Source organism: Glycocaulis sp., from assembly GCF_051859565.1.
In the GTDB taxonomy this organism is placed as follows: Bacteria; Pseudomonadota; Alphaproteobacteria; order Caulobacterales; family Maricaulaceae; genus Glycocaulis.
Window position 1 is genome coordinate 47,776 of record NZ_JBHYFK010000007.1, and the last position, 21,922, is coordinate 69,697.

The 21,922-nt window shown below is 64.5% G+C and carries 18 protein-coding genes, 1 tRNA gene and 1 pseudogene; 12 read left to right on the top strand and 8 right to left on the bottom strand.

Annotated elements, in window-relative coordinates:
- Positions 1-81: 81 nt before the first annotated feature.
- The gene (gene panC / locus ACTIGC_RS10995; RefSeq protein ID WP_439634446.1) at positions 82-957 is read right to left on the bottom strand and encodes a pantoate--beta-alanine ligase; all 876 of its coding nucleotides are present in this window, start codon (positions 955-957) and stop codon (positions 82-84) included.
- A 242-nt stretch (positions 958-1,199) separates the two neighbouring features.
- Here panC and ACTIGC_RS11000 point away from each other — a divergent pair, with 242 nt between their 5' ends.
- From ACTIGC_RS11000 to ACTIGC_RS11010, 3 genes are all read left to right on the top strand, one after another.
- The gene (locus ACTIGC_RS11000; protein WP_439634447.1) at positions 1,200-1,751 is read left to right on the top strand and encodes a hypothetical protein; all 552 of its coding nucleotides are present in this window, start codon (positions 1,200-1,202) and stop codon (positions 1,749-1,751) included.
- A gap of 90 nt (positions 1,752-1,841) precedes the next feature.
- Positions 1,842-2,732: a division plane positioning ATPase MipZ gene (locus tag ACTIGC_RS11005; RefSeq protein ID WP_439634448.1), complete on the top strand. Its 891-nt coding sequence runs from the start codon at positions 1,842-1,844 to the stop codon at positions 2,730-2,732.
- 10 nt (positions 2,733-2,742) lie between these two features.
- Positions 2,743-3,198, top strand: coding sequence for a J domain-containing protein (locus tag ACTIGC_RS11010; protein ID WP_439634449.1), 456 nt, complete (start codon positions 2,743-2,745; stop codon positions 3,196-3,198).
- A gap of 253 nt (positions 3,199-3,451) precedes the next feature.
- On the opposite strand, the gene ACTIGC_RS11015 is transcribed toward ACTIGC_RS11010, so the two are convergent.
- Positions 3,452-4,798, bottom strand: coding sequence for a serine hydrolase (locus ACTIGC_RS11015; protein WP_439634450.1), 1,347 nt, complete (start codon positions 4,796-4,798; stop codon positions 3,452-3,454).
- 149 nt (positions 4,799-4,947) lie between these two features.
- Between ACTIGC_RS11015 and ACTIGC_RS11020 the strand changes: the two genes are divergently transcribed.
- Positions 4,948-5,628, top strand: a complete 681-nt coding sequence (locus tag ACTIGC_RS11020) for a phasin family protein (protein WP_439634451.1) — start codon at positions 4,948-4,950, stop codon at positions 5,626-5,628.
- A 950-nt stretch (positions 5,629-6,578) separates the two neighbouring features.
- Here the strand turns inward: ACTIGC_RS11020 and ACTIGC_RS11025 are convergent.
- Positions 6,579-6,653, bottom strand: a tRNA-Thr gene (locus tag ACTIGC_RS11025).
- Between the two features lie 81 nt (positions 6,654-6,734).
- Positions 6,735-7,142 carry a DUF1761 domain-containing protein gene (locus ACTIGC_RS11030; protein WP_439634452.1) on the bottom strand — a complete coding sequence of 136 codons (408 nt, stop codon included), beginning with the start codon at positions 7,140-7,142 and terminating at the stop codon, positions 6,735-6,737.
- A gap of 107 nt (positions 7,143-7,249) precedes the next feature.
- On the opposite strand from ACTIGC_RS11030, the gene metG reads away from it, so the two are divergent.
- The gene (gene metG / locus ACTIGC_RS11035) at positions 7,250-8,956 is read left to right on the top strand and encodes a methionine--tRNA ligase (protein WP_439634453.1); all 1,707 of its coding nucleotides are present in this window, start codon (positions 7,250-7,252) and stop codon (positions 8,954-8,956) included.
- 398 nt (positions 8,957-9,354) lie between these two features.
- Here metG and ACTIGC_RS11040 read toward each other — a convergent pair whose 3' ends face one another.
- On the bottom strand, positions 9,355-10,044 hold the full coding sequence (locus ACTIGC_RS11040) for a lysophospholipid acyltransferase family protein (RefSeq protein WP_439634454.1): 690 nt from the start codon (positions 10,042-10,044) through the stop codon (positions 9,355-9,357).
- A gap of 103 nt (positions 10,045-10,147) precedes the next feature.
- On the opposite strand from ACTIGC_RS11040, the gene ACTIGC_RS11045 reads away from it, so the two are divergent.
- Together ACTIGC_RS11045 and aspS are read left to right on the top strand one after the other, a co-directional pair.
- Positions 10,148-11,350, top strand: a complete 1,203-nt coding sequence (locus tag ACTIGC_RS11045; protein ID WP_439634455.1) for an FAD-dependent oxidoreductase — start codon at positions 10,148-10,150, stop codon at positions 11,348-11,350.
- A gap of 110 nt (positions 11,351-11,460) precedes the next feature.
- Positions 11,461-13,287 (top strand): aspartate--tRNA ligase, encoded by a 1,827-nt coding sequence (gene aspS / locus ACTIGC_RS11050; RefSeq protein WP_439634456.1) that lies wholly within the window; start codon positions 11,461-11,463, stop codon positions 13,285-13,287.
- 68 nt (positions 13,288-13,355) lie between these two features.
- On the opposite strand, the gene ACTIGC_RS11055 is transcribed toward aspS, so the two are convergent.
- The 3 genes from ACTIGC_RS11055 to ACTIGC_RS11065 form a co-directional block, all read right to left on the bottom strand.
- On the bottom strand, positions 13,356-13,655 hold the full coding sequence (locus tag ACTIGC_RS11055; RefSeq protein ID WP_439634457.1) for a GIY-YIG nuclease family protein: 300 nt from the start codon (positions 13,653-13,655) through the stop codon (positions 13,356-13,358).
- A gap of 320 nt (positions 13,656-13,975) precedes the next feature.
- The gene (locus ACTIGC_RS11060) at positions 13,976-15,169 is read right to left on the bottom strand and encodes a pentapeptide repeat-containing protein (RefSeq protein ID WP_439634458.1); all 1,194 of its coding nucleotides are present in this window, start codon (positions 15,167-15,169) and stop codon (positions 13,976-13,978) included.
- A gap of 61 nt (positions 15,170-15,230) precedes the next feature.
- Entirely contained in the window at positions 15,231-15,728 is a 498-nt protein-coding gene (locus ACTIGC_RS11065; protein ID WP_439634459.1) for a pentapeptide repeat-containing protein, read from the bottom strand.
- Between the two features lie 1,668 nt (positions 15,729-17,396).
- On the opposite strand from ACTIGC_RS11065, the gene ACTIGC_RS11070 reads away from it, so the two are divergent.
- From ACTIGC_RS11070 to hisH, 5 genes and pseudogenes are all read left to right on the top strand, one after another.
- Complete coding sequence (locus ACTIGC_RS11070) at positions 17,397-17,702, top strand: YerC/YecD family TrpR-related protein (protein WP_439634460.1); 306 nt, start codon at positions 17,397-17,399, stop codon at positions 17,700-17,702.
- A pseudogene (hisG, locus tag ACTIGC_RS11075) lies at positions 17,699-18,579 on the top strand (ATP phosphoribosyltransferase). Before ACTIGC_RS11070 ends, hisG begins: the two are co-directional and overlap by 4 nt.
- Positions 18,579-19,892 (top strand): histidinol dehydrogenase, encoded by a 1,314-nt coding sequence (gene hisD / locus ACTIGC_RS11080; RefSeq protein ID WP_439634461.1) that lies wholly within the window; start codon positions 18,579-18,581, stop codon positions 19,890-19,892. The pseudogene hisG and the gene hisD overlap by 1 nt, the downstream one beginning before the upstream one ends.
- Position 19,893: 1 nt before the next feature.
- On the top strand, positions 19,894-21,102 hold the full coding sequence (hisB, locus tag ACTIGC_RS11085) for an imidazoleglycerol-phosphate dehydratase HisB (RefSeq protein ID WP_439634462.1): 1,209 nt from the start codon (positions 19,894-19,896) through the stop codon (positions 21,100-21,102).
- Between the two features lie 208 nt (positions 21,103-21,310).
- Complete coding sequence (hisH, locus tag ACTIGC_RS11090) at positions 21,311-21,919, top strand: imidazole glycerol phosphate synthase subunit HisH (protein ID WP_439634463.1); 609 nt, start codon at positions 21,311-21,313, stop codon at positions 21,917-21,919.
- The last annotated feature ends 3 nt before the right edge of the window (positions 21,920-21,922 follow it).

Consider the following 21,922-nt stretch of genomic DNA (forward strand, 5'->3'; position numbering starts at 1 on the left):
GTAGGTCTCAGACGGTGGTAGTGGCTCTGGGTTCCCGCCTGCGCGGGAACGACGGAAAGATGAGCGATCATCTACAAACAACTACCCCCTTCTCGCCGGGTTTGCTGGCACATTATCGATGAGGCGCGTCTTGCCGACGCGCACCGCTGCCAGCACGCGCGCCGGGCGGGCCAGCGGGCCTTCGCCGACAATTTCCAGCCGGTCTGCGTCGCGCACCTCGATATAGTCCACCGCGTCAAACACGGATGACGCGAGAATGCGCGCATGCTCCAGCGCCCTTGCCGCCGGTTCGCCGTCTTCAAGCGCATGGGCCAGATCGCGCAATATCACGTTGAGGCGGCCCGCGCGCATGCGCTCGGTGGGTGAGAGATAGACATTGCGTGAGGAGAGGGCGAGCCCGTCCGCCTCGCGTTTTGTCTCAACGCCCAGCACCTTCACCGGCAAAGCGAGATCGCTGACCATGCGGCGGACCACCATGAGTTGCTGATAATCCTTCTCGCCGAACACGGCGATGTCGGGCCGGACCTGCCCGAACAGGCGCGCCACCACGCTCGCCACGCCGGCAAAGAAGTGCGGGCGTGCATCGCTTTCAAGGCCGATGGCCGGGCCTTCTACAGACACCGTAGTGGCAAATCCGTCCGGATAGACCTCCTCCACCGAGGGCGCATAGAGCAGATGGCAACCGGCAGCGGCCAGCAGGGCAGAGTCCGCCTCCAGCGTGCGCGGATAGGTGCCCAGGTCTTCATGCGCGGCAAACTGGGTGGGGTTGACGAAAATGCTCACCACCACGCGGTCGCACACCTCCATGGCTTTCAGCACCAGCGCGATATGGCCCTCATGCAGCGCGCCCATGGTCGGCACAAAGCCGATTGTGTGGCCATCCGCGCGCCACTGGCTGATCTCGCGGGCGAGGCTCTCGGCCGTGTGGACGGCGGGGCAGTGCAGGGCAGGCAGCATGGAAAGACCTTGGGTCGGCAAAACATGAACGGGCCCCGGATCGGCTACGCCGTCCGGAGTTTCAGTGCTTATATCGTCCTGAACTCCCGGCCAAGCGCAGCGCGAGCCGGGACCTAGTGCAGAAGCGGAGAGAGGCTCCGGATCGCTGCGCGTCCGGGGTTTCAGTGATCATATCGCACTGGAGGCAAGGCACCGACTCGGCGCACATTGCCCGCGACATGATCAGACTGGCTCTTCCCCTCTTGAGCGCTTTGGCGCTGGGCGCGTGCAGCGTCACCGGCGGCCAAGCCGCGCGCGATGCCTCGCCCGGTGCGCAGCAGGCGCTGCGCCTTGCCGCCACGCTGAATGAAGCGGCGCGCGTCGATGATCCTGTGCTGGCGCACGTCACAGACCAGATGGATGCGCTGGAAGCCGCGCTCGCGCGCGGTGTGCCGCTGGCCGAAGACCCGCCCGTGGAGGACGAGGAGCCATCCCTGGCGCTGGTGCCGGCTCCTGATGCCCGCCAGCAATCCCTGCTCAGCCTGATGCATGGCATACACCTCGCCTCCTACCGCGAAGAGCGTCATGTGGCCGAGGGCTGGCGCGCCCTGCAGGGCCAGCACGCCTCGCTTTCCGGGCTGCAGGCGCGCCATGTGCCAGCCGATCTGGGTGAGCGCGGCGTCTATCTGCGCCTTGTGGCCGGACCGTTCGACAATGCGCAGGACGCAGCCACCGCCTGCCGGGCGATACAGGCCGCGCAGAACTGGTGTGCGGTGACGGCATTTGACGGCACGCCGGTTCACTCCCCACAGTGATTCACTGACTGTGTGTATCATGTGTTTGCGTGGCGCGCGGGCAGGGTTATCTCTTGAGTGAAAACGCGTCGTTTCGGAACCGCTCCGCCCATGAACTCACCGGCCAGCCTCCAGGTATCACGCAACACCATGCCGCAACCGCCCCGCGCGGGCGTGCGCGAGGCGCATGTGATTGTGGTGGGAAACGAGAAGGGCGGGGCGGGCAAGTCCACCGTCGCCATTCACCTGGCCATCGCCTTGATGCGCATGGGCCATATGGTGACGGCGATTGATCTCGATCTGCGTCAGGCCTCTTTCACCCGCCATCTGGAAAACCGCACGCGCTGGGCCAATACGCGCGGCGTGGACCTGCCCATTCCCGATCAGGCCGTGATGCGCCCCAGCCTGTCGCGCGACATGGATGTGGCCGAGGCCGAGGAGCGCGCCGCCTGGGAACGCGAACTGGCGAGCCTGAAAGCGCGCAGCGACTTCATCGTCATCGATGCGCCGGGCCATGACACGCATTATTCGCGCCTCGCCCATGCATCAGCCGACACCATCATCACCCCGGTTAATGACAGCTTTGTCGATTTCGACCTGCTGGCCGATGTCGACCCGGAAACTTTCGAGGTGGGCCGGCCCAGCGTCTATTCCGAAATGGTGTGGAATTGCCGCAAGCAACGCGTCGCGCGCGATAAAAAGCCCATCGACTGGGTGGTGATGCGCAACCGCGTCTCCACGCTGGATGCGCGCAATACGCGCCGCGTGGCCGATGGTCTGCGCAAGCTGTCGGAGCGCATCGGTTTTCGCATCGCGCCCGGCTTTTCAGAGCGCGTCATCTATCGCGAGCTCTTCCCGGTCGGCCTCACCTTGCTGGACCTGACCGAGAGCGGGTCTGCCATTCCCTTCACCATGAGCCATGTCGCCGCGCGCCAGGAATTGCGTGATCTGCTGATCGTGCTGAAACTGCCAGCTCTGGCCGGAAAGCCTTTCCCCTTCTGATGGTGGCGGGATGAATATTCTGTTTGGCGTTCTGATCGCGCTGGGTGCGATGGTGATGCTGGCCTGGCTGTTTGCCAGAGCCAAGCCCTCATCCGTGGTGAAGATCGGGCGCAGCGTGGCGGCGGTCGTCGTCATCGCGCTGGGCGTGCTGATGACGATGCGCGGTATGGGCATTCTGGGCGTGCCGATGGTGCTGGCCGGGATCGGTTTTCTGCTGACCGGCACATGGCGCGGGCGTGGCGCTCAAGGCAGCGCGCGCGGTGACCGCCCGCATCCCCGGCCGCAAGGGGAAAGCATGAGCCTGGCCGAGGCACGCGCCACGCTGGGCGTGGAGCCCGGTGCCAGCCATGACGAGATCCAGCGCGCCTATCGCGAGATGATGAAGAAGGTCCACCCTGATACCGGCGGCAGCGGCGCGCTCGCCCGCCGCGTGCAGATGGCGCGTGATCTCCTGATCGGGGATTAGGGCCTGTCCTCCCCCGTTTACGACTGGGTGAACTCCCGGACGCGCGAAGCGCGAGCCGGGACCTCGTGCAGGAGAAGTGGAGGCAGGCCCGGTCTGTCCTCCCCCGCCTGCGGGGGAGGTGTCAGCGAAGCTGACGGAGGGGGGAGCTTGTTTCGATTACCCCCCCCACGCCCCGTTACGGGGCAAAACCCCCCAAAACGGGGGGAGACATCGAAGCCGGGAGATCATTTGAGCAGGAAGGTGCAGATGCGCTTTAAGCGCCCTGATTGACCGCGAAGCAGGCTTCGTTAAGCCGGGCCAGCTCGGCGCAGACCTGACGGGCCGTGGCCGGGTCGATCGCTTCAAAGCGCGCCCGCCAGAGCGAGCGGCCATCGCGCGTTACTTCCTCGGTCACTTGCGTGGCTCCTGACAGGGCAGGGGCAAGGCCCAGTACCGTTTCCAGACGGGCCTGTGCCACGGCACGCGAGCCGAACGCGCCCACCTGTACCGCCCATCCGCCGGTTGCGGCTCTGGCCGCTGGCTGGCTGGCGGATGCTACGGGTAGCGTTGCCGGCGCGGTTGAGTCAAAGCGTACCCGGTCACTGCCTGTGTCGCGGCCCGGACGGACGAGGTCTGGAATATCCTCCACGACGATGCGTACCGGCGGCGCGGCCTCGCCATTACCCTCCACTGCCGAGCCCATCGCGGTAGGGCCGGGCAGGCCGGAGAGTTCAGCGGTGAGGATTTCCTGCTCGCGGATCGGACTGATGCGCGGCGAGCTCAGATTGGCCAGGATCATGCCATCGCGGCGGGCATCAAATGTGGAGAAGGCCGCTTCCACCAGCTCGGTCGCGTGCGCATCTCGCACCGGACCCGTCGCGCCGCCCATGACCACAGTGACGAGGCGGCGGCCATCGCGCTCTGCGGTGACGGCGATATTGAAGCCGGAGGCGCGGATATAGCCGGTTTTCATTCCGTCCACGCCGCGCACCCGGCCGACAAGCGTGTTGTGCGTGGTGTAGGTGCGCCCGGCATGGGTGAAGCTGCGCTCGTTGAAATAATGGAAATACTGGGGGAAATCGCGGTGCAGGGCGTGCGCCAGCCGGGCCATGTCGCGCGCCGTGGTACGCTGCGAGGCATCGGGCAGGCCGGAGGCATTGCGGAACACCGTGGCCGTCAGGCCCAGCTCCACGCCCCGGTCCGTCATCTGGGAGGCAAAAGCCGTCTCGCTGCCGCCCAGCCGCTCGGCGACCATCACGGCGACATCGTTGGCACTGCGGATAACCAGCGCGCGAATGGCGGTCTCCACGCTGATCGTGCCGCCAGCGGGCACACCAAGCTTTGAGGGCGGGCGCGAGGCCGCTTCGGCCGACATGGTAAGCTGGCTGGCAAGCGTCAGCTCGCCGCGCTCCAGCGCATCAAACAGCATGTAGAGCGTCATCATCTTGGTCAGCGATGCCGGGTAGCGCGTGGCATCAGGCCGGCGCGCATGCAGCACCTCGCCCGTATCCATGTCGGCGACGAACGCCGCGTAACGATCCTGCGCAAAGGCAGGCGCGCCCGGCACCAGAAGCGCGAGCGCAAACACCAGGAAGCAGGCGGCGAGATGACGATGTTTCATAGGCCCGCAAGATCACAGCAATGCGTTGACGGGCCGTTAACCGCCTTTCACAACGGGGAAATTGTGCGCTGCACAAAATATTCTTGACTTCAGCGCCGCGATTCCACATATTTGCTGCAGTTGCGAACTGAAAAGCAGGACCCAGTCCCATGCCGGCCGACGCTGAAAACACAAACGCCGAGACCGCCACGACGGAAGCAAAACCCGTTGTGACGAAGGCGGTGGCCAGCCCGGCGCCCAAGGCAAAGGCACCTGCTGCCAAGTCTGAACCGAAGCCTGAGGCGGCTGCCGCGCCTGCGAAGAAAGCGGCGCCGTCCCCGAAGAAACCCGCGTCCCGTAAGCCCTCCGCCCCCCGCAAGTATACGGGCGCTGTAAAAGGAAATACTGTCATGGCTGCTGCCAAGAAAGACCTCGCCAAGGAAACGTTTGAAACCTTCACCGCCGCGTCGAACGACGCCGTGAAGGACAGCATCGAGAAGTCGATGGCTGCCGTGAACGATCTCAGCGCCTTCCACAAGAATTCGGTCGAAGCCGTGATCGCCTCTGCGACCACCGCGTCGAAAGGCTTTGAAGAGCTGAACGCTCTGGCCGCCGGCTATGCCAAGAAGTCGATGGAAGACGGCATGGTTGCCGCCAAGTCGCTGGCCTCTGCCAAGTCGGTCCAGGAAGTGATCGAGATCCAGTCCGAATACACCAAAACCTCGCTCGAAGCCTATCTCGCCGAGATGAACAAGGTCTCCGACCATGTGTCCTCGATGATGAAAGACTCCCTGAAGCCGCTCAACGAGCGCTTCGCGGCAGCTGTCGAGTTGATGCAATCCCAGCGCTAAATTCATAGCGCGTACAGATTTCCGGCAGGCGAGGGGCCAATCCCTCGCCGCTGGTGACAAGTCCTCCCTGACTGGCCCGGCTCTGCCGGGCCATTTTTTTTACTGGAGACGTCTGGCCCGGCCCTGTGCCGGGCCATTTTTTTTGTTCGGGATGGCTGGTCCGTTTAAGGGACATCGGCCACTCCAACAGATTGTCATCACCCGCGCATGCGGGTGATCCATGCCTGAGAATTGCAGCTTGCATTATTCTTTGCAGGCATGGGTTCCCCGGACCTCGCTGGCGCTCGGCCGGAGAATGACAACCGCTACAACGCCCGATCTCGTCATTCCAGAAGCCCGAAGGGCTATCTGGAACCCAGTTGCTTAAAAAAACTGGGTTCCGGCTCTTCGCTTCGCTGCGGCCGGAATGACGAGGGGAGGGGCGTGGCAGTGATTGGACGGTCCAACCTGTTTGCGTTTCCCCGACGCACGTCGGGGTCCAGAAAAAGACTGGGCACCGGCTCATCCCGGTGAAACGTGCGTGAGGAGGTATCAATCCCCGGCAGCCTGCTCATCCTCTCGTCGTTCCCGCGCAGGCGGGAACCCAGCTTTTTATCTCTGGGTCCCCCGTCGGGGCGGGGGACCCCGGTGGATAGGTCAATGGCCATTCGGACCGCTTCGCGGCCTGAAAAGCGCGAACGCGCGTGGTTTTTATGGATGCTCCGCACATCCGCGTGTCGCCCTCGCATGAGCTCGGACGCCCGTTCGGGCTTGCGGCGGCCACAGGCCGCCGAAAAGCGCGACTGCGCGTTATTTTAGTTCCGCAACGCATCCGCGTTGCGATCTTCCGCGAAAAGTCGCGGGCGCGCGTTCGCGCTCTTCGGATGGCGCTTCGCCGTCCGCAAGGCCGACCGGCCGCCGGGCACTTTTGCCCGCACCGACCGAGCGGAGGCGAGGGAGGACAAGAAATATGGTGCCGGCGGAGAGGATCGAACTCCCGACCTTCGGTTTACAAAACCGCTGCACTACCGCTGTGCTACGCCGGCCAATGCGCTGTGCGCGCTGCGTCATAAAACGAAAGCGGCGCGCCGGGCAAGCGCGCCGCTGCCGCACACAGTGTCAAAGCCTCACTTGCGCCAGACCAGAATGGCCGATGCCGCGAGTATCCCCAGCAGGAGATGCACCGCGTCCAGCGCCAGCGCGCCGGGTGTCATGGTGATGGCGTAGGCAAAGCCGTAGAGCAGCGTGCTGAGCGAGAAGCCCGCCCAGACGATGAATCCGATGCGCAAATGCGCCTTCAATCCGGCGGCATTTGCCGTCTGGAACAGCGCGGCGAGTCCCAGCACGGTCAGGACCGGCATGACCGGCCCCAGGAAGATTTTCCATTCATGGCCGGCAAAGCTGTCCGCCGTGTAGCCGTACTGCTCCATCCAGAAGGCGGAGAAGACAAGGCCGTATATGAGATAACCGATGATGTAGATGGCGACCGCAGCGGCAATGACCGCTAGAAGGTCGTGACCGAAAATTCTGGGCATGAGTGTTTCCCTCCCCGTCCGGGGCGGCTATTGCTCCGCCCTCGAACCGTCATTGATGGCGCGGCTTGCGCCTGCCTTAACCATACGCCCATCGGGGATTTGCCGCCATGGCCCGCATACTGATCACCTCCGCCCTGCCTTACATCAATGGAATCAAGCATCTGGGCAATCTGGCCGGCTCCATGCTGCCCGCTGATGTCTATGCGCGTTTCCAGCGGATGCGGGGCCATGAGGTGCTCTATATCTGCGCCACGGACGAGCACGGCACCCCGGCAGAGCTGGCCGCTGCGGCTGCGGGCCAGGATGTGCGCACCTATTGCGATGAGCAGCACGAGATACAGAAGACAATCGGCGAGCGCTTTGCGCTGTCATGGGACTATTTCGGGCGCACCTCGTCGCCCGAAAACGCACAGCTGACCCAGCATTTCGCCGAAGTGCTGGAAAGCCGCGGCCTGATCGCGGAGATCGTTGAAAAGCAGATCTATTCCAAGGCCGACAAGCGCTTCCTGCCGGACCGCTATGTGGAAGGCACCTGCCCGAACTGTGGCTATGAGAAAGCGCGCGGCGACCAGTGCGATAATTGCGGCAAGCTGCTGGAACCGACCGATCTGATCGAGCCCTATTCCACCATTTCCGGCTCGCGTGATCTGGAAGTACGCGACACGCGCCATCTCCAGCTTCGCCAGAGCCAGATGGAGCCGCGCCTGCGCCAATGGGTGGACGAGGCCACGAACTGGCCGCAGCTCGCCCGCTCCATCGCCTATAAATGGCTGGATGAAGGCCTGCGCGACCGCACCATCACCCGCGATCTCTCATGGGGCGTGAAGGTGACCAAGGATGGTGGCCCCCGCGAGGGCTTTGAGGACAAGGTCTTCTATGTCTGGTTCGATGCCCCCATCGGCTATATCGCGGCGACGGCTGAATGGGCGAAGGACACGGGGAATGACTGGGAGCGCTGGTGGCGCACCGACAAGGGCGCGGGCGATGTCTCCTACGTCCAGTTCATGGGCAAGGATAATGTCGCCTTCCACACGGTCAGCTTCCCCGCAACCATCCTCGGCTCCGATGAACCGTGGAAGCTGGTGGATCGCCTGAAAGCCTTCAACTGGCTGAACTGGTATGGCGGCAAATTCTCCACCAGCCAGAAACGCGGCGTGTTCATGGACGCGGCGCTCGATCTGCTGCCGTCCGATTACTGGCGCTGGTATCTGACCTCGAACGCGCCGGAAGGCTCTGACACCCAGTTCACCTGGGAGAGCTTTCAGGGCGTGATCAATTCAGACCTCGCCAATGTGCTGGGCAATTTCGTCAACCGGATCACCAAGTATTGCGCGGCGAAATTCGACGGGCAGGTGCCAGCCGCCGGCACGCCCGGCGAGGCGGAAGCGTGGATCGCGGCCGAGCTGTCTGAACGGCTGCAAGCGCTCAGCGCGCATTATGAGGCGATGGAATACCGCAAGGCGGCGGCCGAGACCCGCGCCATCTGGGCGGCGGGCAATGAATACCTGACCCGAGCCGAGCCGTGGGTGAAGTACAAGAGCGATGTGGATGCTGCCGCCGTGGGCGTGCGCACCGGCCTCAATCTGGCGGCGCTGTTTGCCATTATCGCCCAGCCCATCATCCCGGACACGGCCAAGAAGGTTCTGGACGCGCTCGGCGTTCCTGAAGACAGGCGCAGCTGGCCGGACTGGCAGGACAAGACCCTGCTCGACGCCCTGCCGCATGGCCACGCCATCACCCCGCCCGATGTGCTCTTTGCCAAGATCGAGGATGCGTCGGTGGAGGAATGGAAGGAGAGGTTCGGCGGGGAGTGATTTTTCCCTCGTCCTTCGAGACGCTCGCTGCGCTCGTCCTCAGGATGAGGGAAAAAGCCGCACACACCCTCATCCTGAGGAGGCCGAAGGCCGTCTCGAAGGACGAGGGTGTGCCGAGCGGAACCTCTCAGGCATGGGTGGCCCGGATAAACCGGGCCATGACAGGGTTGGTATTTCTGAAATCCCGGAAGCGCGCAGCGCTATCCGGGACCTCGTGCAGGATGTGTGACGATGTCCTCCCCCGTTTACGGCGGGGTGAGGCGCGGAGCGGCGAACGACAGCGCAGCTGACGGAGGGGGGATCTTGTTTGGATTACCCCCTCTCGGCCCTTCGGGCCACTCCCCCCGCAGGCGGGGGGAGAAATCGGCGCGGCCCCGGAATGACGAGCTAAGGGGCAGTCAGCGCAAACTCCGCTTCCCCGCCTTCACCAGCTCGGCGGTGCGGGTTTCGATGGCCTCTTCCAGTGCGGTGATGAAGGCTTTGGGATCATCGCCGGGGTGGATCGGGTCCAGCAGCTCGATAATGGCAAGGCCGGGACGGAATTCCCATTTCTGCTGCGGCCAGAACACGCCGAGATTAGTGGCGACCGGAATGACAGGCCGGTTCAGCACTCTGGCCAGCTGGTAGACGCCGAGCCGGTAGCGCTTTTTGCGGCCAACCTCGCTCAAGCCCCCTTCGGGATAGATCAGCACATCGCGGCCGGAGCGTTGAAGCGCCTGCAGGCCGGTATCAAGGCCGCCATTGGTGCGTTTCCCGCCTGCATTATCGACGACAACGGCCTCGGCGCGTTTGAGTATCCAGCCCACCAGCGGGTATTTGAGCATGTGATCGCCGATCACATAGGTCAGCTCGCGATGGCGCGAGACCAGGCAGATGCCGTCGCCCCAGGACTGGTGTTTGGACGCGATCACCGCAGGCTCGGTATCGGGCAGTACGTGCAGGCGGCGCACCAGCAGGTTCAGCCCGCACAGGGCCATCCAGCCGGTCATGGCGCGGCAATAGAGCCAGATCGCGCCAACCGTCGCCCAGCGGCCGGGGATCAGCGTGGCGGGAGCGACGAGAAATACGCCGATGGCCACCGTGATCACCCAGTAGCCGGAATGGAAGATATGCGTTCGCAGGGCGCTCTCCCTTGCCGCGTGAGGGGGCTATGATGGAACGCGCAGCGATTCCGTAAAAGGGGGAGGGCACATGCCGCCAAAGAACATCGCCATTGCGGGCTGTGGCCCGGCCGGGCTTGCTGCCGCGCTGCTGCTGCACCGTGATGGCCATCGCGTGAGGCTTTATGAGCGCTTCGAGACGCCGCGCCCGATTGGGTCCGGCCTGCTGATCCAGCCGACGGGGCTCGCCGTGCTGGAAAGGCTGGGCCTCGACACGGCGCTGAAGGCCCACGCAAGCCCCGTAGAGCGCCTTCTTGGCAAGGCGGTGCGGTCGGGTGCGACGGTGCTGGACGTGCGCTACAGCGCCCTTGGGACGCCGCTACGGGTGGGTCTGGGTATCCACCGCGCGGCGCTGTTCTCGATCCTTTATGACGCCGTGCTGGCTGAGGCCATTCCGGTCCATACATCCGCCGAGATCACAGGCAGCGAGCTGGGGCCGAACGGCCATCGCGCACTGGTGATGGCCGATGGATCGCGGGAAGGCCCGTTTGATCTGATTGTGGATGCGCTGGGCACGCGCACGCCTTTGGCGCCGCCGACGGGCAAGGAGCTGGAATACGGCGCGCTCTGGGCGAGCCTTGACTGGCCGGATGCGTCTGAGCTGAACCCCCACGCGCTGGAGCAGCGATACCGCGCCGCCTCCATCATGGCGGGCGTGCTGCCCATCGGCACCGCGCCGGGAGATCCACAGGCCAAGGCGGCGCTCTTCTGGTCCATCAAGGGAGCCGATGTGGCCGCCTGGCGCGAGGCGGGGCTGGATGCGTGGAAAGCGCAGGTGCGCGCCGTCTGGCCGGCCGTGGAGCCGCTACTGGACCAGATCGGTGATCCTGATCAGCTCGTCTTTGCCCGCTATGCGCACCGCACGCTGAAAACACCCGGCGAAACCGGCCTCATCCATATCGGCGATGCCTGGCACTCGGCCAGCCCCCAGCTGGGGCAGGGCGCCAACATGGCGCTGCTGGATGCGTGGGCGCTGGCGCTGGCCTTGCGGAGCGAGACGGATGTAAGCGCCGCCATCGCCCGCGCGATTGCCTATCGGCGCTTCCATGTCTGGCTTTATCAGGTGCTCACCGCCTTCTTCACCCCGGTCTACCAGTCCGACAGCCGCTTCATCCCCTTCCTGCGCGACCGGCTGGTCGGCCCCGTCTCCAAGGTCTGGCCCGCGCCCGGCATACAGGCGGCTCTGGTCAGCGGGCTGGTCGGCGCGCCTTTGGGCCGTCTTGATCTTGCCTGAAACCGCGTCCCCGCCTTGACATTGGCGGCGTGGCGATGCCTTTTCCGCGCTGATTTTCAAGGCGGGTCCCATCACCCGTTTCCACCCCCGTTTTCAAAGAGCCCTGACCCATGTCCGTTACCAAGACCCATTGGCGCACCCATACCTGCGGCGAGCTGCGCAAGACCGACGTGGGCAATGATGTCACCATCTCCGGATGGGTACACAGAAAGCGCGACCATGGCGGCCTGCTCTTCATCGATCTGCGCGATCATTACGGGCTTACCCAGTGCGTGCTGGAGCCGGATTCAGAGCATTTTGCCCGCCTTGAGCGCCTGCGCGTGGAGAGCGTTGTCACGCTGACCGGCAAGGTCGTCGCGCGCAGCGAGGACACGGTGAACAAAAATCTGCCCACCGGCGAGGTGGAGCTGCGCGTGGAGGGGCTGACCGTCCAGTCCGAGGCCGAGGAGCTGCCGCTGGCCGTGTTCGGCGAGCCGGACTGGGCCGAGGAAGTGCGTCTGAAGCACCGCTATATCGATCTGCGCCGCGAGAGCCTGCACAAGCGCATCGTGCTGCGCTCCAAAATCATCGATTCCATCCGCCGCCGCATGATCGAGCAGAATTTCGTCGAGTATCAGACGCCGATCCTCACTGCCTCCTCGCCCGAAGGCGCGCGCGACTATCTTGTCCCCTCGCGCATCCATCCGGGCAAGTTCTACGCCCTGCCGCAGGCCCCGCAGCAGTTCAAACAGCTCATCATGGTCTCCGGCTTTGACCGCTATTTCCAGATCGCGCCCTGTTTCCGCGATGAAGATGCACGCGCCGACCGTGCGCCGGGCGAGTTCTACCAGCTCGACATGGAAATGAGCTTTGTTGACCAGGAAGACGTGTTCGGCGTGATCGAGCCGGTGCTGGCGGGCCTGTTCCGTGAGTTCGCCGACGGGCGCGAAGTGAGCGATGACGCCTTCCCGCGCATCCCTTATGCCGAGGCCATCCGCACCTATGGCTCTGACAAGCCGGACCTGCGCAACCCGCTGAAAATGCAGGCCGTCACCGAGCATTTCGCCGGTTCCGGCTTCAAGGTGTTTGCCGGGATGATCGAGAAGAACCCGGCCGTCGAGGTATGGGCGATCCCTGCGCCGACGGGCGGTTCACGGGCCTTCTGCGACCGGATGAATAGCTGGGCGCAAAAAGAAGGCCAGCCCGGCCTTGGCTATATCTTCTGGCGTGAAGAGGGCGGGGCACTGGAAGGCGCTGGCCCCATCGCCAAGAATATCGGCGAAGAGCGCACCGACGCCATCCGCAACCAGCTGGGTCTGAAAGCCGGTGACGCCGTCTTCTTCGTCGCAGGCCAGCCCAAAGACATGTACGCCTTTGCCGGCCGCGCGCGCGATATTGTCGGGCGTGAGCTCGATCTGTGCGAGAAGAACGTCTTCAAGTTCTGCTGGATCGTCGATTTCCCGATGTATGAGTGGAATGAGGACGAGAAGAAGGTCGATTTCTCCCACAACCCGTTCTCCATGCCGCAAATGGAGGCCGAGGCCTTCATGGCGCTGGACAAGGGCGACCATGACACGCTGCTGGGCCTGAAAGCCTGGCAGTATGACATTGTGTGCAACGGCGTGGAGCTGTCGTCTGGCGCCATCCGTAACCACCGCCCCGATGTGATGCTCAAAGCCTTCGAATTTGCCGGCTATGGCCCGGAAGTGGTCGAGGAAGCGTTCGGCGGCATGCTCAACGCCTTCCGCTATGGCGCGCCGCCTCACGGGGGCATCGCGCCGGGCGTGGACCGTATCGTCATGCTGCTGGCGGGCGTCGAAAACCTGCGCGAGATCGTGATGTTCCCAAAAGACCAGCAGGCCCGCGATCTGATGATGAACGCGCCCGCCTTCCCCGAAGCGCGCCAGCTGCGCGAGCTGCACCTGCGCACCGTGCTGCCTGAGGCGAAGAAGGGGTAGGAGGGGAAGCCTCCTGCTTCGACCTCTCGTTATTCCAGAAGCGGCGTGAGCCGCTATCTGGAACCCAGCTAGAGCAGCGTCTCGTACAGATCGCGCCAATCAGGGTTGGCCGCTTCGATCAGTTCCAGCTTCCATGCGCGTTTCCAGCCTTTGATCCGCGTTTCGCGGACAATGGCGTGCTTCATGGTGGCATGCATCTCGAACCAGACGAGCAGCGTCACGCCATACTTGCGTGTGAAGCCGGGCACCATTAGTTCGCGATGTTCGTAAATCCGCCGTACCAGGTCGCTGGTCACGCCGGTATAGAGCGTGCCGTTGCGCTGGCTGGCCAGAATGTAGACGGCAGGCTGAAAGAGGCGCTCTCGCATCCCGGTATTCTGACGGCTGATCGCGCGAAAGAAACAGTTTTCTGGGTTCCGGCTCTGCAGCTTCGCTGCGGCCGGAATGACGATGTAGGAGAAAACTCCCTCTCTTTTCGTCATTCCGGGCGAGCCGCAGGCGAGACCCGGAACCCAGCTCTTTAAAATCAAAAACTGGGTTCCAGATAGCGGCTGCGCCGCTTCTGGAATGACGAAGGTTGGGAGCTGTGAGAGTGTGGCGCATAGCGCCTAAAAGCGCGAACGCGCGCCCGCGACCTTTCGCGGAACATCGCAACGCGGATGCGTTGCGGAAACTAAAAAAGAGCACCCTACCGCCGGTCGGACCGCTCCGCACGGGCAGGGGGCGAGGGCGGTATTGGCGGTGCGGACGGCCGCTGCGCGTCGTCCAGCCAGAACTGCATGGGCTCGCCCACTTCAGAGCGGCGCATTTCAAACTGCCAGCCCGTATGGGCCCGTGCCCGGGCGAGTTCGGCCTGCGCACGGGCCGCTTCGCGCAAGGCTTCGCGGGCACTTTCCATCGCCTCGCGCTCCAGCCCGCCAGAGGCCATGGCGCGCGACTGCACGCTGGCCAGCGCGCTGGCGAAGGCTTCCTGGGCGGCTTCCAGTTGCGCCAGGCGGCGCGCCTCGGCCTCGGCGATGAAGGCGCGCTCATCCACAGGGCCGGTCCCGGCCACCGCCGCCTCGCAAGCCGAAAGCGCAACGCCCAAGGCATCGGGCAGGCGGGTGGAGCCATCGCCGCAGGCCTGCTCCAGCAATTGCTGTGTCAGGCCTTGAACCCGGCTCAAGTCCACGCCGGTCAGATTCACCGCGCGGAAGCGGGCGCCGGTCAGGTTGGCGCCTGTCAGGTTCGCGCCGGTCAGATCCACATGATCAAGAAACGCGCCCTCCATCGCGGCATCGCGAAGATTGGCGTGGTGCATGATGATATGCTGCATGACCACATTGGCCAGGCGCGCATCGCTGAGGTCGGCGGCGCGCATGTCGCCAGAGCGTATCGTGGCCGCGCTGAAATCAGCATCGCGCAGGCTGGAGCCCTGCAGGCTGACCTGAACAAGGCTGGCCCCGTTCATGCGGACATTGCGCGCATCAGCGCCCTGCATCATCACCTGATGGGCGCGCATGTCGGTCATGTTGGCGTCCGTCAGGATCACGCCGCTCATCGTCACGTTCGACAGGCGCACCTCGCGCATGGAGGCATCGGCGAAGTTCGCGCCATCAAGGCGCATATTGGCAAAGCGCGCGCCGAGCAGCTGGGCGCCGGAAAAATCGGCATTGGCAAAGTCGCCGCGATAGAGATGGGCGCCGGCCAGGTTGGAGCCGCTGAAATCGCATGATGCGCATTCCCCGCCAATCACCAGGCGGCGCTGCGGGTCGCTGTCGCGCTGGGCCCTGATAGTCTGCCCCGCATCGTTTGCATCGCCAAAAGCGGACGCGGCCAGCGCTGACGGCGTTAACGCTGTCAGCGGAAAAAGCGCAGCAAAGACAACATGGCGCAGCTTCATGCCCTTTTCCCTACTCCCCGGCGCAGGCAAGAGCGACTTAAATTGCAGTAATGGGAAAAGTCTAGCGGCCTGGCGTACAAGACGGAACGCGAAGGCCCGCAGGCAGGCGGGTGGAGCTATCGCCGCAGGCGGCGTTGAGCTGGCTCTGCGTCAAGCCGCGCGCGCCCTGCATTTCCGCGCCGGAAATATTCGCGCCGGCAAGGTTGGCGCCGGAAAAATCCGCGCCGCCAAAATACCCGCCGACCAGAGTGGCCCGCTCCAGATTGGCTCCGGCAAAGCTGACCCCGGTAAACCGGCCGCCAAACAGATTGGCGATGGAAAGATCGCACTGGGCCAGCCGTGCATTGTTCATCGTGGAGAGCGAGAGGTCGGCCTGGCGCAGGCGCGAGCCGGAAAGATCGATGCCCGGCAGGTTGCGATAGGCAAGGTCGGCCTGGAACAGATTGCACCCCGTACACGACGCGCCTGCCTGCACGCGCGCGATCTCGCCGGCATTTTGCGCCCATGCGGGCATGCCGGCAGCGATTGCCAATGCCAGAGCGGCCAGAACCTGTTTCATCACGGCACATCCTCATCCTGCCCTTGCGGGCTATGGGGAAGGAGCAAGCAAGAGCCGGGCCGGGGGAGGGGGGCAGGGGCAGGTCCAGCGGAAGATGCCTGATGCTCTGGGTTCCGGCTCTGCAGCTTCGCTGCGGCCGGAATGACGATGTAGATGCCCGTTTCCTTAGTCCTCGTCATTCCGGGCGAGCGTAGCGAGACCCGGAACCCAGATTTTTATGAATGACTGGGTTGCAGATAAGCGCTAACGCGTTCTCTGGAATGACGAAGGGAAGGGCTCGGACAGTCTGGCGCATCGCACTGACGCCTGCGGCGCCGCCCACCGTCTCCGCCCCCGCCCTGCCCTCCATGAGGACGTGCCAATGTATTAACACGCTACACTGAGTGAATAATTCAGGGCAGGGAGCTGCGTGCGGAAGGGGCGGGGGAGGAGCATCACGCGGGCCTCTGGGTTCCAGATAAGCGCTAACGCGCTTTCTGGAATGACGAAGGGAAGGCTTCGGACAGTCTGGTGCAAAGCGCAGCAAGCACGCGGACCGGCGATCCACTCCACCCACTGAGCTCTACCTTCACCCCGCAGCCACCACGCGCAGTCGCTGATCCGCCTCGCTCCACGTCGATTGGCCAAACAGTGCGTGCCAACGTATTAACACATTGTGCTGAGTTGGCGGGCCATGGGATGGAGGTCTGCCGGTAAGGGGGAACGCGCGGGTGGAGCCGCGCGCCGGGAACTGGTGGGGAGTTATGGCAGGGCGGTGCGTGCGGAAGGGGCGGAGCGCAGCGGCACCCGGCTGGGTTTCTGTGCTGCGCCAGCTCCCCCGGTCATGGCCGTGCGCCATGCTCTCACGTCTCGCGAGCTCAACTCACCGGGTCCCCGGCCGCAGAGCCGGGGTCCAGCGTCCAGCCCCTGCGCTATTCCATGGAGCTCGCGTTCCCCGTTTTCACGGGGACAGGCGGGGCGGGGGACCCCGGTGTGTAGGGCTTCTTGCTTAATGCGGCGCAGCCATTTTTGTATCTCGAATCTCTCCACCGGGGTCCCCGCCCCCGAGCGGGGACCCAGCTTGTCGAGCATATTGTGACGCTTGCAATGCATGCCACCCCTCATGGGGACAGGCGGAGGCTAGCCAGCGGGCGCCTGTACGTCCCCAGACGGACAATCGGAATACACAGGGGTCCAGCGTCCAGCCCCTGCACTATTCCATGGGTCCCCCGTTCCCCGTTTTCACGGGCACAGGCGGGGCGGGGGGCGGCGGATGGGCCAGTGGCAGAATGGATATGCCTTTGCAGAGGCGGAGTTTTTGCTGCTGCCTGGGCGCTTCCCGGCGTCTCCGGCGCTTCTTGCCACCACCTTTACCTCCACCCCGGCACTTTCCACCCCACGCCCCACACCCCCACACCCCCACACCCCCGTATCCCTCATTTCACGCCCACTGCTCTCGACCCATTGTATTATCGCGCTAATACGATATAGGGGTGTCACAACGGTGTATGGTTCGGCGGGCCAGGGCCGGATGGGGTGTCCGGGCTAGTGGCATCGGTTTCTGTGCGGGCCAGCTCTCTGAGGTCCGTACCAGTGACGTCCGGGCCAGCGCATCCGGCCTTGCGGTATCCGGCCCTGTGTCACCCGGCGGCGCAGCAGGCGGACAGAAGAATGAAAGGGAGGGCGGTAATGCGCCTCGACAGGACGACAAAGGAACGTGATTTCAACGCACTGTGCGAGGCGCTGCTGGCCGCGAAGGATGCAGGCGAGATGGCGCGCTTTCTCACCGACCTCACCACGCCCGGCGAGCGCGATGCGCTGGCCGAGCGCTGGCGGGTGGCGCAATTGCTGGAGGCGGGGCGCTCCTACCGGGAGATCAGCGCCGAGACCGGCGTCTCCACCACCACGGTCACGCGCGTGGCGCGCTTTCTCGCGCAGGAGCCGCACCAGGGCTACCGCCTGATCCTCGACCGCATGAAGGAAAAGACCCGATGAGCGCCGGACGCCTCACCCTGGCCGTACAGAAAAGCGGCCGGCTCGCTGAAGGAGGGTTCGACCTTTTAAAGCAGTCGGGCGTCAAGCTCGCCTATGCGCGCGATGCGCTGATGCGCCGGGCGGAGAATGTGCCGCTCGATCTGATGCTGATCCGTGATGATGATATTCCGAGCTTCGTCGCTTCCGGCGCGTGCGGGTGCGGCATTGTCGGCGAGAACGTGCTGGCCGAGGCGGCGGCGCGTTCAGCCAGAGTGGCGGGCTTGCAAATCGTCCAGCGGCTGGGCTTTGCCAAATGCACGCTCAAACTCGCCGCGCCTCTGGAGGGGCCGGTCCAGTCGGTGGCAGATCTTGAGGGCCGCGCCATCGCCACCTCCTATCCCGCCCTGACGGCGAAATTCCTGGCGGAGCGCGGCATCAGGTCAGAGATCGTGGAGATGGGCGGCTCGGTGGAGGTTGCGCCGCGCATGAAAATCGCCGACGCGATCTGCGATCTGGTCTCCACCGGGGCGACGCTGGAGGCCAATGGCCTTGCCGCGTTCGAGACCGTGCTGGAGAGCGAGGCGGTGCTAATCGCCAACCCGGAAGCGCTCAATGGCGCGGCGGCGACGCTGGACCTGCTGGTGGAGCGCTTCAAGGGCGTGATCGCCTCGCGCCAGACCAAATACATCCTGCTGAATGCCCCCAAAGACCGGCTGGACGAGATACGCGCCGTGCTGCCCGGCGCCGATGCGCCAACCGTCGCGCCCGTGGTGGGCCGTGATGATGTGGTCGCCATGCGGTGTGTACGGAGGAAGTGTTCTGGTCGACGCTGGAACAGATCAAGGCCGCGGGCGGGCGCTCCATCCTCGTCCTGCCAATCGAAAAGATGATGGCCTGATGACCCTTCTCAACCGATATGTCTGGGCGGAGCTGTCGCCTGAGGAACGCTCGGCCCAGATGGCCCGGCCGAGCGATAGCTCGGATGCGTTTGCGGTGGCCGCGAAAATCCTCTCCGAGGTGCGCGCCGAGGGTGAAGCCGCCGTGCGCCGCTACGCGCGGAAGCTGGACGGCCATGCGCCCGAAGACTTCCGCGTGCCGGCGAGCGATCTCAAAGCCGCGGCGGACGCGCTGGACCCGGAGGACGCAAAAGCCATCCTCGCTGCCGCCGATGCCGTGCGCCGTTATCACGACTGCCAAGGATATAAATCCTATTGCCTCGAAACCTGGCCCGGAGGCGTGGCCGAGCGGCGCGTCATGCCGCTGGAGGTGGCCGGGCTTTACGTGCCTGCAGGCACCGCGCCTTTGGTTTCAACGCTGCTCATGCTCGCCATCCCGGCGCAAATCGCAGGGGTCAGCCGCATCGCAATCCTCACCCCGCCCGTGGACGCCGCTGGGCCGGACCGCACCATTCTGGGCGCGGCGAATCTCCTTGGCCTTGATGAGGTGTATGCGCTTGGGGGCGCGCACGGCATAGCCGCGCTCGGGCTTGGCGTTGCGGGCCTGCCCAGCGCCGACCGCATTTTCGGGCCCGGCAATGCCTATGTCGCGGCGGCCAAGGCGCTGCTCGCGCAGACGCCCGGCGGCGCGGCGGCGGACCTGCCCGCTGGCCCTTCCGAGGTCATCATCATCGCCGATGACAGCGCGGACCCGGACTTTGTCGCCCTCGATCTGCTCGCCCAGGCAGAGCATGACCGCCTCGCTCAAGTTCTGCTCATCGCTTTCTCCGAAGGGTTCATCGACCTGGTGGAAAGCGCTCTCAAAGCCCGCCTTGAGGGACTTCCCAGGCGTGACATCGCGCTTGCGGCGCTTTCCGCGTCCAAGGCATTCCTCGTAAGGAACGAAGCGGAAGCGGTGGCTGCGGCGAATGCCTATGCGGGCGAGCACCTCATCATCCAGACAGCCGATCCGGAAGCGCTCTGCGGTGAGATCCGCCATGCCGGGTCCATCTTCCTCGGTCCCTGGACGCCGGAGGCCGCTGGCGACTACGCCGCGGGCCCCAACCATTCTTTGCCCACCGCCGGTGCGGCGCGCGCCTATGGCGGGGTCAGCGTCGAGATGTTCCAGAAGACGACCAGCGTTCTGCGTTTCGAGGCCAGAGGCGCAGCCGCCATCGCGCCCACGGTCGAGCGGCTCGCCGCCCTTGAAGGGCTCGATGCGCACCGGCTCGCCATGGCCGTGCGCCGGGAAAAGGCGCAAGAGGAGATGATCTGACATGAGCGCCATTATAGACCTCTCCCGAGGGGCGGGGATAAGGGCAGAACTATCCCGCAAGGCGCTGCTCGCCCGGCTGTCGGATATTCTGGGGTGCGACCCTGAAGCGCTCGTCCTCGCTGCGAACGCCGAGGCGGCGCAGCAAGCGCTCGAAGGTGTGGAGACATCCTTCGATGCCAGCCGTCTGGCTGAAGGCCTCGCGGCGCTGGAAAGCCCGTCAAAAGAAGGGGTTACGCTCTACCGGCTGGGCCGCGAGATCAGCGATTGCGTGGTGATAGATACGCGAAATCCGGCGCTGGCGGCGAAACTCACCGATAAATCGGCCCTGCCATACCCTTATCTGGCCCCTGACATAGTACCGCGCCTTACGCCGGCCGCCATTGCATCGGCGAAAGCTGAATGGGATCAGTATGTTTCGCTGATGCTGTCATGTGCTGCGCGAATGGGTGAGCTGACCGGCGCGCAGGTGGATAGAGAGGGGGATAAACTCACCCTTTCCAGCCCCGATAAGGGCGCTCTGGCGCAGCGCCTCGCCGCTTTGGGGCTGAAGCTGGAGGAGACGGGCGAGGGCTTCACCGCCTGGGTGCTGACCCTTGCTGAAGCCAAGGCTCTGGCCGCCTATCTGGGCGGTCTCAAAGCCCCGCGCACGGCCTCCATCAGGCGCACCACGAAAGAGACCGACATCGCGCTTTTCATCGATCTGGATGGTGAGGGCGGGCGGTTTGAAACCGGCGTCCACTTCTTTGATCACATGCTGGAGCAGGTCTCCCGCCATGGCGGCTTCCGCCTCGATGTGGTGTGCGAGGGCGATATCGAGGTCGATACCCACCACACGATCGAGGATGTGTGCCTGGCGCTGGGCGAGGCGATCCGGCTGGCGCTCGGCGACAAGGCCGGCATCGCGCGCTTTGGCTTTGCCCTGCCCATGGACGAGACGCGCGCAGGCGTGTGGATCGATCTGTCGGGCCGTCCTTACCTGCGTTTCGACGGCGAGATCCCCGGCGAGCGGGTGGGGGATTACCCGGTGGATATGTGCGCCCATGCTTTCCGCTCCATCTCGGAGACGCTGAAAGCGGCCATCCATGTCGAGGTGAGCGGGGATAACCCCCACCACATGATCGAGGCCTGTTACAAGGCGTTTGGCCGCGCGCTGCGCCAGGCCATCCGGATTGAGGGCGCCTCTATCCCTTCCACGAAGGGGGTATTGTGATGGGGTCCACCGCTTTTCTATCCTGCGTTTCACCGGCGTTTGCCGGGAAAACACTGCGGAGAAATACCCAAGCTTCGTCATTCCGGAAACGCCGTCAGGCGTTATCCGGAACCCAGCCATCTTTTTGTAAAGACTGGGTTCCGGGTCTCCCCCGGATCAAGTCCGGGCTCGCCCGGAATGACGAGGGTGGGGTAGTTGGAATAATACAATGACCCTCGCCCTTATCGATACCTCGACGGCGAATATCGCGTCTGTGCGCTATGCCTTGAACCGGCTGAGCGTGGAGCCTGTCCTCGCGGCGACACCGGGAGAGGCGGCTGGCGCGGAGAAACTTATCCTGCCGGGTGTGGGCGCGGCTGGCCCCGCAATGCGCGCGCTGGAGCGCTCCGGCTGGGCCGATGCCCTGCGATCCGACACCCGTCCGCTGCTGGGCGTGTGCCTGGGTATGCAGCTTCTGTTCGGGGAAAGTGACGAGGATAGCGGCGCTGGCACCCCCGTTTCCCTGCTGGGGCTTATCCCCGGCCGGGTGGAGCGCCTGGCCCCATCTGATGCGGGTCCATGGCCGCACATGGGCTGGAATACCCTCTCTTTCCCGCCCGGTTCAGACCCGCTTCTGAACGGGATAGAGGAGGGGGCGCATGTCTATTTTGTCCACGGATTTTACGTGCCCGAAGGCGCATCGACCCTCGCCACGACGGCTTACGGAACGCGGATAAGTGCGATGGTCCGCCATGGACACATTGCCGGCTGCCAGTTCCACCCCGAACGTTCCGGCACTGTCGGCGCGCGTATATTATCGAACTTTATCAAGGGCTAAGCC